Origin of the sequence: Nocardiopsis sp. CNS-639 (genome assembly GCF_000381685.1) — a bacterium.
Taxonomy (GTDB): Bacteria; Actinomycetota; Actinomycetes; order Streptosporangiales; family Streptosporangiaceae; genus Nocardiopsis; species Nocardiopsis dassonvillei.
Window position 1 is genome coordinate 1 of the sequence record NZ_KB906889.1, and the last position, 15393, is coordinate 15393.

At 73.3% G+C, this 15393-nt stretch carries 14 protein-coding genes; 3 read left to right on the plus strand and 11 right to left on the minus strand.

The window, feature by feature from the left end:
- On the minus strand, nt 1-587 hold a 587-nt coding region (locus G011_RS0128240; RefSeq protein WP_019611408.1), incomplete at its 3' end, for an LLM class flavin-dependent oxidoreductase.
- A 270-nt stretch (nt 588-857) separates the two neighbouring features.
- On the opposite strand from G011_RS0128240, the gene G011_RS32255 reads away from it, so the two are divergent.
- A complete protein-coding gene (locus G011_RS32255; RefSeq protein WP_013153496.1) occupies nt 858-1016 on the plus strand; it encodes a hypothetical protein in 159 nt (52 codons plus the stop codon).
- 108 nt (nt 1017-1124) lie between these two features.
- Here G011_RS32255 and G011_RS0128250 read toward each other — a convergent pair whose 3' ends face one another.
- The gene (locus G011_RS0128250) at nt 1125-1499 is read right to left on the minus strand and encodes a hypothetical protein (protein ID WP_019611409.1); all 375 of its coding nucleotides are present in this window, start codon (nt 1497-1499) and stop codon (nt 1125-1127) included.
- Between the two features lie 1029 nt (nt 1500-2528).
- Here G011_RS0128250 and G011_RS0128255 point away from each other — a divergent pair.
- On the plus strand, nt 2529-3548 hold the full coding sequence (locus G011_RS0128255) for a LacI family DNA-binding transcriptional regulator (protein WP_019611410.1): 1020 nt from the start codon (nt 2529-2531) through the stop codon (nt 3546-3548).
- Nucleotides 3549-3915: 367 nt separating this feature from the next.
- Nucleotides 3916-5118 (plus strand): MFS transporter, encoded by a 1203-nt coding sequence (locus G011_RS0128260; protein WP_019611411.1) that lies wholly within the window; start codon nt 3916-3918, stop codon nt 5116-5118.
- 208 nt (nt 5119-5326) lie between these two features.
- On the opposite strand, the gene G011_RS0128265 is transcribed toward G011_RS0128260, so the two are convergent.
- The 9 genes from G011_RS0128265 to G011_RS0128305 all read right to left on the minus strand — a co-directional run bounded on the left by G011_RS0128265 (nt 5327) and on the right by G011_RS0128305 (nt 15392).
- Nucleotides 5327-7591 (minus strand): serine/threonine-protein kinase, encoded by a 2265-nt coding sequence (locus G011_RS0128265; RefSeq protein ID WP_026338751.1) that lies wholly within the window; start codon nt 7589-7591, stop codon nt 5327-5329.
- 284 nt (nt 7592-7875) lie between these two features.
- Nucleotides 7876-10008 (minus strand): LamG domain-containing protein, encoded by a 2133-nt coding sequence (locus G011_RS0128270; RefSeq protein ID WP_019611412.1) that lies wholly within the window; start codon nt 10006-10008, stop codon nt 7876-7878.
- 246 nt (nt 10009-10254) lie between these two features.
- Nucleotides 10255-10662, minus strand: coding sequence for a hydroxyphenylacetyl-CoA thioesterase PaaI (paaI, locus tag G011_RS0128275; RefSeq protein ID WP_019611413.1), 408 nt, complete (start codon nt 10660-10662; stop codon nt 10255-10257).
- A complete protein-coding gene (gene paaE, locus G011_RS0128280) occupies nt 10659-11762 on the minus strand; it encodes a 1,2-phenylacetyl-CoA epoxidase subunit PaaE (RefSeq protein ID WP_019611414.1) in 1104 nt (367 codons plus the stop codon). The genes paaI and paaE overlap by 4 nt, the downstream gene beginning before the upstream one ends.
- Nucleotides 11763-11764: 2 nt before the next feature.
- Nucleotides 11765-12286 (minus strand): 1,2-phenylacetyl-CoA epoxidase subunit PaaD, encoded by a 522-nt coding sequence (paaD, locus tag G011_RS0128285; protein ID WP_013153505.1) that lies wholly within the window; start codon nt 12284-12286, stop codon nt 11765-11767.
- Nucleotides 12280-13158, minus strand: a complete 879-nt coding sequence (gene paaC / locus G011_RS0128290; protein WP_019611415.1) for a 1,2-phenylacetyl-CoA epoxidase subunit PaaC — start codon at nt 13156-13158, stop codon at nt 12280-12282. Before paaC ends, paaD begins: the two co-directional genes overlap by 7 nt.
- Before the next feature lie 43 nt (nt 13159-13201).
- A complete protein-coding gene (gene paaB, locus G011_RS0128295; protein WP_013153507.1) occupies nt 13202-13519 on the minus strand; it encodes a 1,2-phenylacetyl-CoA epoxidase subunit PaaB in 318 nt (105 codons plus the stop codon).
- Complete coding sequence (paaA, locus tag G011_RS0128300) at nt 13516-14490, minus strand: 1,2-phenylacetyl-CoA epoxidase subunit PaaA (protein ID WP_019611416.1); 975 nt, start codon at nt 14488-14490, stop codon at nt 13516-13518. The genes paaB and paaA overlap by 4 nt, the downstream gene beginning before the upstream one ends.
- A gap of 98 nt (nt 14491-14588) precedes the next feature.
- Complete coding sequence (locus G011_RS0128305; protein WP_019611417.1) at nt 14589-15392, minus strand: enoyl-CoA hydratase/isomerase family protein; 804 nt, start codon at nt 15390-15392, stop codon at nt 14589-14591.
- Between the last annotated feature and the right edge of the window lies 1 nt (nt 15393).

Here is a 15393-nt window from a genome sequence, read left to right on the forward strand (position 1 = left end):
CCGTCACCGTAGAAGGCGGCCTGCTCGGCGATCTCGGGGCTGCGGATGGAGCCGTGCCAGACGAAGGGGGGCACCCCGTCCAGGGGGCGGGGGGTGGAGGTGAAGCCCTGCAAGGGGGTGCGGAACTTGCCCTCCCAGTCCACCACGTCCTCGCGCCAGAGCCGGTGCAGCAGGTTGTAGTTCTCCAGCGCCAGCGGGATGCCCTGGCGGATGTCCTGGCCGAACCAGGGGTAGACGGGGCCGGTGTTGCCGCGGCCCATCATCAGGTCCACCCGGCCGTCGGCCAGGTGCTGGAGCATGGCGAAGTCCTCGGCGATCTTGACCGGGTCGTTGGTGGTGATCAGCGTGGTGGAGGTGGACAGCAGGAGCCTGTCCGTTCGGGCCGCGATGTAGCCGAGCATCGTGGTCGGTGAGGAGGCCACGAAGGGCGGGTTGTGGTGCTCGCCGGTGGCGAAGACGTCCAGGCCGACCTCCTCGGCCTTGAGCGCGATGGTCACCATCGCCTTGACGCGCTCGGCCTCGGTCGGCGTACGGCCGGTGGTGGGGTCGGTGGTCACGTCGCTCACCGAGAAGATTCCGAACTGCATGGCCCGCTCCCCTAGTTATCTTCCAAAGAAGTAGTTTCCAATTAAACTATCATGCGGAACGCCTCGCGGCCGCCCCGCATTCCCCCGCGCACGCTGCCCGGTGGGCCCGCGTTCATCCACAGGCACGCTCCGTACCCACCGAATGTCACTCTCCCCTGGTATCCCTGGAAAAGCCGACAACGGCACGGTCACCGGGCGTCACGGCGACCGGAACGGCTGAACACGTGAAGGAGGAGGGCGCACACCCCCGGCCCGCGCGCCCGCAGCCCCATGGCCACCACCCTCGATCCCCGACGCCGCCTTCCCCACCAGGACCGAGACCGGACCGACCGCGACCCCGTGGTGCTCGCCGACGCGCTCGGCGACGTCATGACCGCCCTCACCGACGTGGACCCCGACCTGCTCGTCGTCACCGACCCCAGAGCCTGAGCTCCGGGCGCAGGGCCGCGAAGGACCCTCGCGCCGGGGCGGTTCCCGTCTGGTGGGACCGCCCCGGCGGCCGCCGGCGTGCACCGCTCCCGCCCGGCGGCGACCCGCTCAGGCGTAGACCACGCCCTCGGGGTGATCGGGCAGGAAGGAGCGCACCAGCTCGATCGGACCGACGAGGTGGGCGTTGAACGCGGCCAGCTCCCCGGCGGGCACCCACAGCTCCAGGATCGTGCGCCCACCGGCCTGCCGCACCGGATAGCGGGAGGCGAAGTCCGCGTCCACGCGAAAGCGTGTGACGTGCCCCTCGCCGTCGCGTGGCAGGTTCCACTCGCGGGCGATGCGCACCGCGTAGTCCTCGTTGAGCACGGGGTAGAAGATCGGCTGCTCAGGCAGGCGCGGCGGCCACTCCCGCCAGCCCGAATCCCCCACCAGGGCGAGTTCGGCGGGCCCGGTGGGCCGCCACAGGGTGAGGGTCGCGGGCATGGGAACCGTCTCCTTGGGTAGGGCGTGGTCAGGAGCTTAGGAAGAGCGGGGACAGTCCGCACCCGCTTTTTACCGGACGATCCGAAAATCGGTCCGTCCAGCGGGAACACCTCCTACAGACGAAGCGTTCTTACAGGTGAAGCGCCCCAGACCGAACCCCGATCCCCACCACCCGCACCCAACCCGCAGGTCCTGTGAGGCGCACACCACAATCCATGCGCGGATGTCAGCGCTCGTGTCGGCAATGGGGGTTTCCGGCACGTACTCAGCCGCTACATCCGCCTTCCCAGCGGCCAGACCGCACTCAGTGCACCCTGGCCGCGCCCGCTGTGGCCCGCGTTGGGGGACGCGGGCCACAGCCATGTCCGGGGGCTTTCACCCCCCTCCCCCGCAATCCTCCTCCGCCCCAACGGGCTCCGGCACCCCACGGCCACCAGAAGTGACGCGGCGGGATGAACACACGCATCCCGCCTCTCTGGCTTCGGGCCGTCCCCACGCGCCGGGCCGCACCGGCCCGTCCCCCTCCTCCCGGCACGGACGGCCGCCGAAAGCGTGCCCGTCCCATGACCACGCGAGGGACCACGACCGCGGCGGCGACGGGACCCCGGACCGGTCCGCGAGGGGCACACGGCCAAGGAGCCCTCCTCGAACAGACCGAACGGGGCCATCGGGCCGGACTGCGCGCCCTCGTCGAACGCCGCCGGGACAACGACGCGTTGGGGACGGCCTTCGACGCCACCGGCGACCCGGAGTTCCCCCGAGAGGCCCGCCTTCGAGGCCGCCCGTGACCCGGGGGCGTCCCTCAGCGCCCACGCCGGGGTGTGGGGCGCCGCAGGCCACGACGGCGTCCGGCTCATGCAGGAGCACGGCTTCATGGGGACCGGGTGGGCGCGACGCCCGCGCGGCGACGGGCCGGTGCCAGAATGTGGGTCCGGGCCCGAGGAGGCCGGGCGGCCCCGCGACCGCCGCCGGTCGCGGGGCGGTCGGCGTCCCGGGGCACCGGGCGGCGGCGCGAACCGGAGGAGGCAGATGTCGGAGAACGGGACGGGCGCCCATCGGCACCCGACGATGGCCGACGTGGCCGCGCACCTGGGGGTCTCGCGGCAGCTGGTCTCGCTGGTTCTGGGCGACCGCCCGGGCCCGAGCGCGCGGACCCGGGAGCGGGTCCTGCGCGCCGCCGAGGAGATGGGGTACCGGGCCGACACCGCCGCACGGCTGCTGCGCCGGGCGCGCAGCCGACAGGTGGGCGTGCTCTTCGGCCTGGAGTACCCGATGGACGCCCACCTGGTCGAGGAGCTCTACCCGGCCGCCGCCGAACTCGGGTACGGCGTGGTGCTGAGCGCGATGGCCAGCACCCGCAGCGAACGCGAGGCGATCGACGAGCTGGTGGGGCTGCGCTGCGAGGCGCTGATCCTGATCGGTCTGTCCGCGGAGGCGCCCGCGGACCTGGCGCGGGTCGCCGAACGGGTCCCCGTGGTGGAGATCGGCCAGCGCACCGGCGCGGAGGGGACCGACAGCGTGGGCACGGACGACGCCGTGGGCGTGGGCCAGGCCGTCGGGCACCTGGTGGAACTGGGCCACCGCGACATCGTGCACGTCGACGGCGGCGGACTTCCGGGGGCCGGCGGGCGCGCGCGGGGCTACGCCGAGGCGATGCGCGGGTACGGCCTGGGCGGGCGCGTCGATGTCCTGCCCGGCGACTACTCCGAGGAGGCGGGCGCGCGGGCGGCGCGGGTGCTCCTGGCGCGGGAGGCCCTGCCCACGGCCGTGGTCGCGGCCAACGACCTGTGCGCGTTCGGGCTGCTGGCGACCCTGGTCCGCGCCGGGGTGAGCGTGCCCGGGGACGTCTCGGTGGTGGGTTACGACGACAGCCGGACCGCGCGGCTCTCCTTCCTCCAGCTCACGTCGGTGCGCCAGGACGCGGCGCGCATGGCGCGGCTCGCCGTCCGCTCCGCGTCCGAGCGCCTGGACGGCGGGCGCACCGAGAGCAGGCACCTGCTGCTGGAGCCCGCCCTGACGGTGCGCGGCAGCACCGCTCCCCCGCGCTGAAGGCCCTGCGGCCCGGGACGGTCGTGGCCGGTGGTCCGCTCCGCTACCTCCGTGGCGGCGGGGCGCGACCCGACGCGCGAAGGACCCGTCGGCGGGGGCACCGCGTCCTTCCGCGACGGCAGACGCTGCCGGGACGCCCGTGGCCGGTGTCCTGCGACGTTTCCGACGGCGGGCGCGCCGCTAAGAGCCACATCACACGCGTGGATGGTTGGCACAGGTCCGGAAAAGTCCGACACTGGAATTGGCACGTGCCAAATCACCCTCCGCTGTCATCCGGCCCCGCCGGGCCCCGGGAAGCCCGAAACCCCGCGCCCCGCCGCGCCCGGCGCCCGTGAACCCCGACCGACCCTTCGAAGGGGACCCACCCATGCCTCTGGCCCTGCTCGCCCTCGCCGTCGGCGCGTTCGCCATCGGCACCACCGAGTTCGTGATCATGGGACTGCTGCCCGAGGTCGCCGCCGACCTCGGCGTACCGGTTCCGACCGCCGGATACCTCATCTCCGCCTACGCCCTGGGCGTGGTGGTCGGCGCACCGCTGCTCACCGCGCTGAGCACGCGGCTGCCCCGCAAGACGGCGCTGCTGGTCTTCATGGGGCTCTTCCTGGTGGGCAACCTCGCCACCGTCCTGGCCCCGTCCTTCGGCGCCGTGTTCGCCTCGCGGGTCCTGGCCGGGCTGCCCCACGGCGCCTACTTGGGGGTGGGCTCGCTGGTCGCGGCGCACCTGGCCGGTCCGGGCCGGCGGGCCACGGGCGTCTCGCGGATGTTCCTCGGCCTGACCGTGGCCAACATCGTCGGCGTGCCCGCGGGCACCTTCCTGGGCCAGGCGATGGGCTGGCACGCGGCGTTCCTGGTCGTGGCCGGGATCGCCCTGCTCGCCGTGCTCGGCGTCGCGGTGTTCGTGCCGCACCAGCCCGCGGCCTCCGGCACGGGCCTGCGCCACGAGATGCGCGAACTGGGCCGCTCCCAGGTCGTCCTGGGCCTGGTCACGGCGGTCTTCGGGTTCGCCGGGGTGTTCGCCGTCTACAGCTACGTCTCGCCGATGATGACGGAGCTGGCGGGCATGTCCGCGTCCGGGGTGCCGATCGTCCTGGCCCTGTTCGGCACCGGCATGACCCTGGGTTCGCTGATCGTGGGCCCCCTGGCCGACCGGGCGCTGCGCCCGACGGTCTACGGGTCGCTGGCCGCGCTTGCGGTGGTGCTGGTGGTGTTCACGGTGACCGTGCACAACCCCTGGACGGCCGCGGTGACGGTGGTGGTCCTGGGCGCGGTGGGGTTCGGCGTGGCCACCCCGCTCCAGGTCCTGGTGATGAACAAGGCCGTCGAGGCGCCGACGATGGCGGCGGCCTCCAACCACTCGGCGTTCAACCTGGCCAACGCCGCCGGGGCGTGGCTGGGCGGCATCGGGATCAGCGCGGGCCTGGGGTACACCTCCCCGGCCGCGATTGGCGCGGTGCTGGCCGTGGTGGGCCTGGGCATCGCGGTGTTCGCGGGCGTCCTGGACCGCCCGGGGCGGCGGCGCGACCGCGAAGGCCGGGCGGTGGCGGCCCCGGAGCCCAGCGCCCTGCGCTGACCCCGGGACCGGGAGGGAGCCCCGTTCCGAAACCCTGGGCGGGACGCGCCCTCGGTCCGGGAACGGGGCGAAGGGGGGCGACGGAGGCCTGCCCGGTATCCTTCGACGGCGCGGACCTTCCGAGGGCCTGGGCACGCGGCCCCGCCCGCGGGCACCCGGCGGCGCGGTCCCCCGACGAAGGCCCGCGCCCTCCGGGCCGACCGTCCGCCTACTCCACCCGGACGAACCGGATGAGGACGGGCTCCCCGAACTCCAGTTCCTCCCAGCCGAACTCGCTCTCCCCGAGGGAGGTGAAGGACGTGCAGGAGAGCAGGGACCAGGGGGACTCCGCCCCCGACAGGCCGGGGACGAACTCTCGCACCCCCACACAGGCCAGCTCGCCGTCCACGAGGTAGGTGTGCACCCCGCTGCCGGTGTACCCCGCGGCGAACTCCGAGCGCCCGCCCTCGCTCCCCAGCAGCCCCGCCACCTCCAAGGCGCGGTCGCACGACATCTCCCAGGCGTCCGCGCGCACCTGCCAGACACGTTCGTAGAACTCGAACTCTCCGCAGGCGGGCGCGTGGAGCACCTCCAGGCGTCCACCGCCGGACTCCTCCCCCTGCTGGGGGTCGACCACCTCCACGGGGCCACCGACCTCGGTGAAGTCGGCCCGCACCCGCCACAGAGCTCCTGTGTACTCCATCCGCACCGGGCCGCCCCCCTCGTCGACCTCCACGAAGCCCTCGGCGTCCTCCTCGACCACCTCGCCGTCCACCACGAGCCGGGACGTGAGCGGGCCGGTGTACACCCGGCCGCCCTCCTCCCCGGCTCCGCCCGCCTCCAGTTCCTCCGATCCCGCCATGGCGCGCAGCGGGCCGGTGACCAGCTCGGGACCCAGGTCCTCGGCGGTGGCCTCCCACGCGGGCTCCACCGGCTCGGAGGCCTCGCCCTCCGCCAGGGCGGGCCCGTACACGTACAGCCGTCCGCCGTTGTCGGCGGCCGCGACGGACCCCTGCCCCATCACCTCGCCGCTGGCCAGGAAGACGTCGCGGTCGGCCGCGTAGCGGTACTCGACGGTGGCCGTGCTCTCCTCCAGCACCGCCTCGACCGCCTGACCGGTCCGCGCGGCGACCTCCTCGGCGTGCGCGTCGCTGAAGCGGCGTTCGACCTCGACCACGAACCCGCCGCCCTCCTCCAGGGTGGTCGCGGCGGCGGTGACGGCCTCCGCCGGAGCACCGCTGACCCGGTCGTAGACCACGTACCCGCCGGTCGCGAGCCCGGCGGCGACCAGCACGCCCGCACCGGCCACCGCCGCCTTGGACCCGGCCAGGGCGGTGAGGGGGCCGCCGGCGGCCCCCGCCGCCGTGGTTCCGGTGGCGGCTCCCGCGGCACCGCCCGTACCGGCTGCGGCACCGCCGGTACCGACCGCGGCACCGCCAGCGCCCGTACCGGCCCCCGCGCCGCCCAGCGCGCCCGCGGTGATCCCGGCCGCGGAGAGCACGCCCACGGCGGTCGCCCACGCGGCGGGGTCGTGCCCCGCGGAGTCGACCCCGCGCCAGTAGCCGCGCAACAGGGCGCGCAGGGTCTCGGCGGCCGGGACCGGGCCGCCGCGTCCGCTCAGGCCGACCTCCTCGGGTTGGGGCAACAGGGCGCGCATGAGCTCGACCGCGCGTGGGCGCCGCGCGGGGTCGGTGGCCAGGGCGGCCTCCACCAGCGGCAGGACGTCGTCGGGCACGCCCGCCAAGTCGTGCTGACCGGCGGTGACCCGCTGGCGCAGTTGTTCGGGGGTACCTCGGCCGAAGGGTTCGCGTCCGGTGGCCGCGAGCGCCACCAGGGCGCCCCAGGCGAACACGTCGGCGGCCGGATCGGCGACCGCCCCCGTGTAGCGTTCGGGCGCCACCCAGCCGGGGGTGCCGTAGGAGGCGCCCCGGTCGTTCGCGCGTGTGGTGCCGACGGCGGTGGCGATGCCGAAGTCGACGATCTTGGGGCCGTCCGGGGACAGGATGACGTTGCCGGGTTTGATGTCGCGGTGCGCGATCCCGGCGGAGTGCAGCGCGGCCAGGCCCTCGGCGGTGCCCGCCGCGAACGCGCGCAGCATCTCCCCCTCCAGGGGACCGAAGGCGCGTACGTGGGCGCGCAGGTTCCGGCCGGGGACGTAGTCGAAGGCCAGCCAGGGCACGCGTGCCGTGGTGTCGGCGTCGTACAGTCGCGCGGTGCTCACACCCCGGGCGCGGGCCAGCATGTCCACCTCGCGGGCGAAGGCCTCGCGGTGGCCGCGTCCGCGCGCGAAACGGGCGTGCACGGTCTTGACGGCCACGCACCGCCCGCCTCCGTCGATTCCGCCGTAGACGGCGCCCATACCGCCCGCGCCGATCCGCCCCACGATCCGGTAGGGGCCGAGCGTTCTCGGGTCGCCCTTCTCCAGGGGTTCGAGGCCGGGCGGGAGGCCGGTGTCGCGGGGCGGCGGGGGGACGGGGGCGGGCGTGACGCTCATGGGGTCCTTCTCGTGCGGCGGAGGACGGCGCCCTCCCTACGCCCGTGGGACGCGCGATCGCCCCCGTGTGTTCGCTCCCCCTGCCCGGCGCCGACGACACGGAATCGCCCAGGACGAGACGGAACCAGGCCCTGGTGGGGGCTGATACATGGCCCTTCCTCGCACAAGCTGGGGCCGGGACCGTCCTGTGACGGCCCCGGCCCCAGCTGGTCATTGCGACGGGGAACCGGAACAGTCCGACCGTCTCGCTCCGCCGGTCCTCCGGTCCTGCGGTCCTGCGGTTCCTATGGCAGGAAACCCATCTGGATCATGGTCACATCGTGATCGAGCGCCACCCCCTGGAAGAGGTGAGCCATACTGAGTCCCCCCGTCCAGGAGCGGTCGACGCCGTCCGCGTGCCCGGCGCCTCCGATCACCACGTCGCCGTCGGCCTGCCAGACTCCCTCGCGTTCCGCGTCCTGCTGCCGGATACCGTCGACGTAGAGCGTGAGTGTTCCGTCCACGTGGTCGTAGACACCGGTCAGATGGGTCCACCTTCCCGCCTGCGCCCAAGAGGAGGCGGCGCGGCTGACCTCAGCTCCCTCGGAGTCCCCGGCCGATGTCTCGAAGACCCACGCCTCCAGTTCGGCGTCGTACCCCAGAGCGAACCCACCGGTGTGTTCACCGCTCTGGGAGAGCGCGACGGCGTCGGACCCGGTGTCGTCCAGCCACACCCACGCCGCGGCGGTGAAGCTGCGGTCGGTGCGTACGGCCGGGCCGTCCGTGCGCAGGTGCTCCTGATCGCTTCCGTCGAGGAGGACACCGGAGTCGAAATACCAGCCCTCGGGCGCCCCGCCCCACACCGTCGCGGGGTCGCCGTGCAGTGTCGCGTCGATTCCGCGGTCCGAGGAGTCCGCCGCAGTGGCCCCCTCAGCCTCGTCCATCCTCCACCGTCCCTCCAGGGCCAGCGGCAGGTTGGCGTGCTGCCACACCTCCGACCGTTTGGTGTCGGTGTAGGGCTTGTCCTCGTCGATGAGGGTGCGTTGCCACACCTTCACGTCGTCGACCGCCCCCGGCCAGGTGTCGGAGAAGGTGCCCGCTTCCCGGCCGCCTCCGATGACGAACGGGCCCTCCGCGTTCCAGGCGGAGTCCCACGCGGCGCTTCCCTGGTGGGCGCCCTCGACGTAGAGGGCGATCTCTCCGGCGGCGGGGTCGTACTGACCGTTGAGCTGGGTCCACACACCCGTCTGCACCGGAACGGTCGAGACCACGCGGTGGTCGAACCCCGCGTCCGGGACGTCCTGAGAGGCTGTCTGGAACACCCAGGCCTCCTCGGAGGCGTCGTAGCCGAGCTGGAAACCGCTCAGGTGCTCTCCTTCCTGGGAGAGGGCCACGGCGTCGGTGCCGGTCTCGTCCAACCGAACCCACGCCGACACCGTGAACGCGGCGGTGGTGTCGAGAAGCGGCTCATCAGTCCGCAAGTGCCCGTCAGCAGTGGCAACGGCCGCGCCCTCCAAGCGGTAGCCGTCGCCTTGGCGCTCACCCACACGGCCCCGGGTCCAGGCGACGTCACCGTTTCCCGTAGCAGCGCGGTCCCGTGTCAGGACGTCCGAGGCACTCGTCCCCTCACCCTCGTCGAGGGGGAAGTAGGCCACGGGGTCAGCCAGGGGAGCGACCATGAAGGAGTGGACTACCGAGCAAGGCGATGAATTGCCGTAGGCGTCGACACTCCTGGCGTAGACCGACTGGGGCCCGCTTCGCTGGGGTGTGATCGAGACGGTGACGGAGCCCCCCGGCTCCTCGACGTCCAACCGAGTGGTGCAGGTGTTGTCCAGACCGTAGTAGTAGGCGACCGCATCCTCCACCCCGTTGTTGGTGAAGGTGAAGTCACCCGACTGCCCCGGGGCTCCGTGGAAGCGGTCGTCATCGGGGTAGTCGTCGGAGGTGACCTGCGGTGGTGCCTCCGGTTTGCTCGTGCTGATCTCGATCCAGCACCGGTCGGACCACTCGCCCCAGGCCTGGCCGTCGTGGCCGCGCGCCCGGTAGCCGATCAGGACCTCTTCGGGCAGGTCCCGGGCAGTGACCGCACGGGGATTCGGCGTCCGGCCCGGAGACTGCCAGCTATAGGGCGAATCAGCCGTACCGAGGGGTTCGTCAGCGCCGTCGAGCGCCCATTCGAACTGGCCCTTGACCTGCTGGGACACCGTTTCGGCGTCGGGGTCGACGAAGACACCGCTCAAGGTGAGCTCGGTGCTGTTGAGGAGCGTGGGGGCGTCCTTGTCGGTGGAGCAGGCCTCGCCCCGCGCGGTGAGCGTGGCGGTGTCGGGCCGGTCCGGGGGACGGTTGTCGTCGGCCAGTGCCTGCGACGGGGAGAGGAGTGACAAGGCCAGTACCGAGGCGGCCGAGACCGCCGTCGTACGGGTCAGGGAACGACGCATGAGGGGGATTGCCTGTCTGGTCGAGGGCCGCCTCGTGGGCGGACCCGGGACACGAACGGGAAAAAGCTATCCATGTGCTCACATAAGCCACAAGGTTCGCTTTTCTCCATCAAGGCGCACACATGTACTGACCTCACCCCAAACGCGGGTGACCGCTTGTGGACACCCGGTTCCGGCCCGGCCGCCACGCACGCGGGCCGGAACCGCCCTCGCGGTCCCGGCCCCGTACCCGCCTCTCCCCGGCAGCTAGCCGCGCGGGGGCAGCGTGCGGCTGCGGCCCCGGAACTCGGCGACGACCTCCTCGCCCCGGCGCACCGTGACGTCGTACAGGCCACTGCGGCCGAACAGCGCCCGCTCCCGGGCGGTGGCCACCAGCACGTCACCCTCCTTCGCAGGGGCCACGAAGGTCACGTCCGCGCCCGAGGCCACGGTCACCCCTCCCCCGTCCACGTTGCACGCGCACGCGAACGCGGTGTCGGCCAGGGTGAACACGAACCCGCCGTGGGCGATCCCGTGACCGTTGAGCATCAGCGGCCCCACGGTCATCTCCACGACCGCCAGTCCGTCGCTGGCCTCGATCAGGCGCATCCCCAGGTTCTTGGACGCCATGTCCGCCTCGAACATCCGCCAGGCGGTCTCGTTGCGCGCGCTCACGCGTCGTAGTCCACGGTCACGGCGTCGCTCTCGGGCAGCGCCTGGCACGACAGCGCGTACCCCGCCGCCACCTCGGCCTCGGTGAGCGCGTAGTTGCGCAGCATCCGCACCTCGCCCTCGCACACCTTCACCCGGCAGGTGCCGCACACCCCACCCTTGCAGGCGAAGGGCAGGTCGGGCCGGTAGCGCTGCGCGGCGTCCAGCACGGGCACCCCGCGCGGCAGCGTCAGGGTGGTGGTGCGCCCGTCCAGCACGAGGGTCACCTCGCTGGCGGGCCCCTCCACACCGGGCTCCTCGTGGCGCGCCTGGGGCGGAGGCTCGGCGCCCTCCACGAAGAACAGCTCTTGGTGGATCCGCTCCCCCGGCACGCCCCGGCCCGCGAGCACCTCCTGGGCGTCGGTGACCATGCCGTACGGTCCGCACAGCCACCAGTGGTCGACGGCGTCGGCGGCCACGACCGTGTCCAGCAGCGCCTCCAGCTTGGCGCCGTCCAGGCGCCCGGTGAACAGCTCGGCCTCGCGCGGCTCGCGGGAGAGCACGTGCACCAGCTCGAAGCGCGTTCCGAACGCGTCCTTGAGGTCGGCGATCTCGTCGGCGAACATCACCGTGTCGCTGCGGCGGTTGCCGTAGAGCAGGGTGACGCGCGAGTCGGTGCGGCGCAGCAGCGAGGAGGCCATGGACAGCACCGGGGTGATGCCCGAACCGGCGGCGACCATCACGTGGCGGGCCGCGGTGTCCAGGTCGGGGACGAAGCGGCCGGTGGGCGCGCCCACCTCCACCTCGTCGCCGGGGCGCACCTCGTTGACCAGCCAGTTGGAGAACAGGCCGCCCGAGACCAGGCGCACGCCCACGCGGGGCGCCTGGCCGACGGGGGCGCACACGGAGTAGCTGCGGCGCTCCTCCACGCCGTCCACCTCGCGGCGCAGGGTCAGCGACTGTCCGGGGGAGAACGCGTACTCCTCGGCCAGGCGGTCGGGGACGTCGAAGGTGACGGCGACGGCGTCGTCGCACAGGCGCTCGACGGCGGCCACGCGCAGCCGGTGGAACGCGCCCCGGCGGCGCGCGGCCGCGGGCGCGGTCTCGGTGACGGGTGTGGTCACGGTCAGATCTCCTTGACGTGCTCGAACGGTTCGAGGCAGGACCGGCAGCGGTGCAGGGACTTGCAGGAGGTCGCGCCGAAGCGGGACAGTTCCTCGGTCCGGCCGGACCCGCACAGCGGGCAGCGCGGGGCGGTGCGGGTGGGCAGCAGGGTCAGCGGCACCGGCCCGGCGGCCCGCGCGGGCGCGCCGCCCGGCGGGGAGATGCCGTGCTCGGCGAGCTTGCGCCTGCCCTCGGCGGTGATCCAGTCGGTGGTCCAGGGCGGGGAGAGCTCGGTGCGCACCTCGACCCGGTCGAACCCGGCGGCGCGCACGGCGCGGTCCACGTCCGCGCGCATCTCGGCCAGGGCCGGGCAGCCCGAGTAGGTGGGGGTGATCCACACCGCGGCGGTTCCGTCGCCCTCGACCTCCACGCGGCGCAGGATGCCGAGGTCGGCCAGGGTGAGCATGGGCAGCTCGGGGTCGGTGACCGCGGCGGCGGCGCGCTCGGCGCGTTCGCGGGCCCGGTCCCGGGTGGTGGTCACCATGTCGCCTCCGGGTGCTCGCGGGCCACCTTCTGGAGTTCGTCCAGCAGGGGGGCCAGTTCGGCGGTGTGCTCTCCCCGGCGTCCGGCCAGGGCCGGTGCGGGGAAGGGCGCGGGGGCGTCCAGGGTGGCGGTGGTGAGCACCTGCGCCAGGACGGCGTGCACCTCCTCGCGCACGGTGGCCGGGTCCACGCCCACGCCCTGCTGAGCCATGCGGGCCTCGACGGGGTGGGTGGCGAACAGCTCGCCGGTGAGCGGCCACACCTCGGCGACGGCGGCGGTCATGCGCTCGCGGGAGTAGGGGGTGCCGTCGCCCAGGCGCAGGGCCCAGGAGACCGCGTACTCGCGGTGGTAGGCCAGCTCGTTGACCGCCTTGGCCGCGACGGCGGCCAGCACGGGGTCGCGGCTGTCGGCCAGGCGGGCGAACACGGCCAGGCGGGCGCTGGAGAGCGTCAGGAGGGTGACGACGGCGCGGGCGAAGTCGCCGCGGGGAGCCTCGGCCAGGTGGACGTTGCGGAACTCGGCGGGACCGCGCCGGTAGGCGAAGGCGTCCTCGTCGCGTCCGGTGCCGTCGGCCTGTCCGGCGCGGGCCAGCAGCAGGCGGGCCTGGCCGAGCAGGTCCAGGGCGATGTTGGCCAGCGCGACCTCCTCCTCCAGCTCGGGGGCGTCGGTCACCCAGTGGACGAGCCGCTGGGCCTGGACGAGCGCGTCGTCGCCGAGCATCTGGCAGTACAGCGCCAGGTCGGCCCCGTCGACCCCCTCGGGCAGGGTGGTGTCCACCCCGGCGAGGGCGTCGGTGAAGCCGGTGCCGAAGGCCCAGCGGGTGTCGCCGCCGTGCTCCTCGCTCAGGGCCGAGTAGATGTGGTCGCCACTCAATGTCGTTTCCTTTGGCCTCGTGTGCGCCGGTCGTGCCGCCGCCCTAGATGTGCGGGACGTCCTCGGGGATGGGGTAGAACGTCGGGTGGCGGTAGACCTTGTCCCCGCTGGGCGCGAAGTAGGGGTCCTTCTCGTCGGGGCTGGAGGCGGCGATGTGCTCGGCGCGCACCACCCAGATGCTCACGCCCTCGTTGCGGCGGGTGTAGAGGTTGCGGGCGTTGTGCAGGGCCATGTGGTCGTCGGGGGCGTGCAGCGAGCCCACGTGGACGTGGTTGAGGCCGCGCTTGCCGCGCACGAAGACCTCGTAGAGCGGCCACTCGGGGCGGGCCGCCCCGGAACCGGCCGTGTTGTCGTCGCTCATACCGCTGCCTCCTGGGCGCTGGTGTGCTTGCGGGCGTAGGCGGTGGCGGCCTCGCGCACCCACGCGCCCTTCTCGTGGGCGGCCCGGCGGCGCTGGACGCGCTCGGCGTTCTTGGGTCCGGCGCCGGAGATGACCTGCTTGAACTCCACCCAGTCGGGTTCGCCGAAGTCGTGGTGGCCGCGCTCGGCGTTCCAGACCAGCTCGGGGTCGGGCAGGGTGACGCCGAGCTTCTGGGCCTGGGGGACGGTCATGTCCACGAACTTCTGGCGCAGGTCGTCGTTGGTGTCGCGCTTGATGCCCCAGGCCATGGACTGCCGTGTGTTGGGCGAGTCGGCGTCGGGCGGGCCGAACATCATCAGCGACGGCCACCACCAGCGGTCGACGGCGTCCTGGACCATCTCCCGCTGCCGGGGGGTGCCCTCCATCATGCGCATGAGCAGTTCGTAGCCCTGGCGCTGGTGGAAGGACTCCTCCTTGCAGATGCGCACCATGGCGCGGGCGTAGGGGCCGAAGGAGCTGCGGCACAGCGGGACCTGGTTGCAGATCGCGGCGCCGTCCACGAGCCAGCCGATGACGCCCACGTCGGCGAAGGTCAGCGACGGGTAGTTGAAGATCGAGGAGTACTTCTGGCGGCCCTCGATGAGGCGCTCGGTCAGGTCGGCGCGGTCCACGCCCAGGGTCTCGGCGGCGGCGTACAGGTACAGCCCGTGCCCGGCCTCGTCCTGGACCTTGGCCAGCAGGATGGCCTTGCGCCGCAGGCTCGGCGCGGAGGCGATCCAGTCGCCCTCGGGCTGCATGCCGATGATCTCCGAGTGCGCGTGCTGGGAGACCTGGCGCACGAGCGTCCTGCGGTAGCCCTCGGGCATCCAGTCGCGCGGCTCGATGCGCTGGTCGGCGGCGATCCTGGCGTCGAACTCGGCCTGGAGGAGGTCGGCGTCGGGGGACGCCTCCCGGACCGTCTGGGTGCTCACTGGTTTCTCACCTCATTCATAACCGAACGTTCGGTCAGTAATTAGTATCCCCGGATTCCCCCGCCCGGGCAAGTCCGCCGGGCGGGGAAACCGCCAGCTCAGCTCCCGGAGAAGGTCGGCTTCTCCTTGGCCAGGAACGCGCGGACCGCTCCGACGTGGTCGGCGGTCTGTCCCAGCTGGTTCTGGAGGTCGGCCTCCTCCTCCAGCAGCTCGGGCAGCTCGCGCCCGCCCACGGCGGCCGAGCGCACCTCCCGCTTGGCCGCCACGAACGCGCTGGTGGGCCCGGAGGCCAGACCCGTGGCCACGGCGTGGGCGCGCGCCTCCCAGGCGTCGTCGTCCACGACCTCGGTGACCAGGCCCAGCTCCAGGGCGCGCTCGGCGCCCACGACCGTACCCAGCAGCATCAGCTCCATGGCCCGGGCCTGGCCCAGCGAGGCCACCAGGCGCGAGGCCAGCCCGGAGTCCGAGGCCAGGCCGATGCCGGTGAAGGCGGTGCCGAACTTGGCCCGGCGGGCCGCGATCCGCACGTCCCCGGCCAGGGCGAAACCCAGCCCCGCGCCCACGCAGGCGCCGCCGATGCCGACCACGACCGGCACCTGGACGTCCTCCAGGGCCAGCACGATGCGGTTGTAGTGCTCGCGCACGGTGTCCAGCGCGTCCTGGGGGCGCTCCTCCAGGATCCGCGCGTGCTCGGCCAGGTCCTGGCCCACGCAGAAGGCCTTGTCCGAGCCCAGCAGCAGCACCGCGCGGGCGGTGGTGGACCCCGCAGCCCGACGCAGCGCCGCCAGCAGTTCCTCCTTGACCCGCCGGGTCAGGGCGGGCGTGTTCAGCCGTACCGTGGCCAGCCCGTCGGCCTCGGTGAACTCCGCCGCCGCCTGTCCGGCCGCCGTGTCCTCGCTCAAC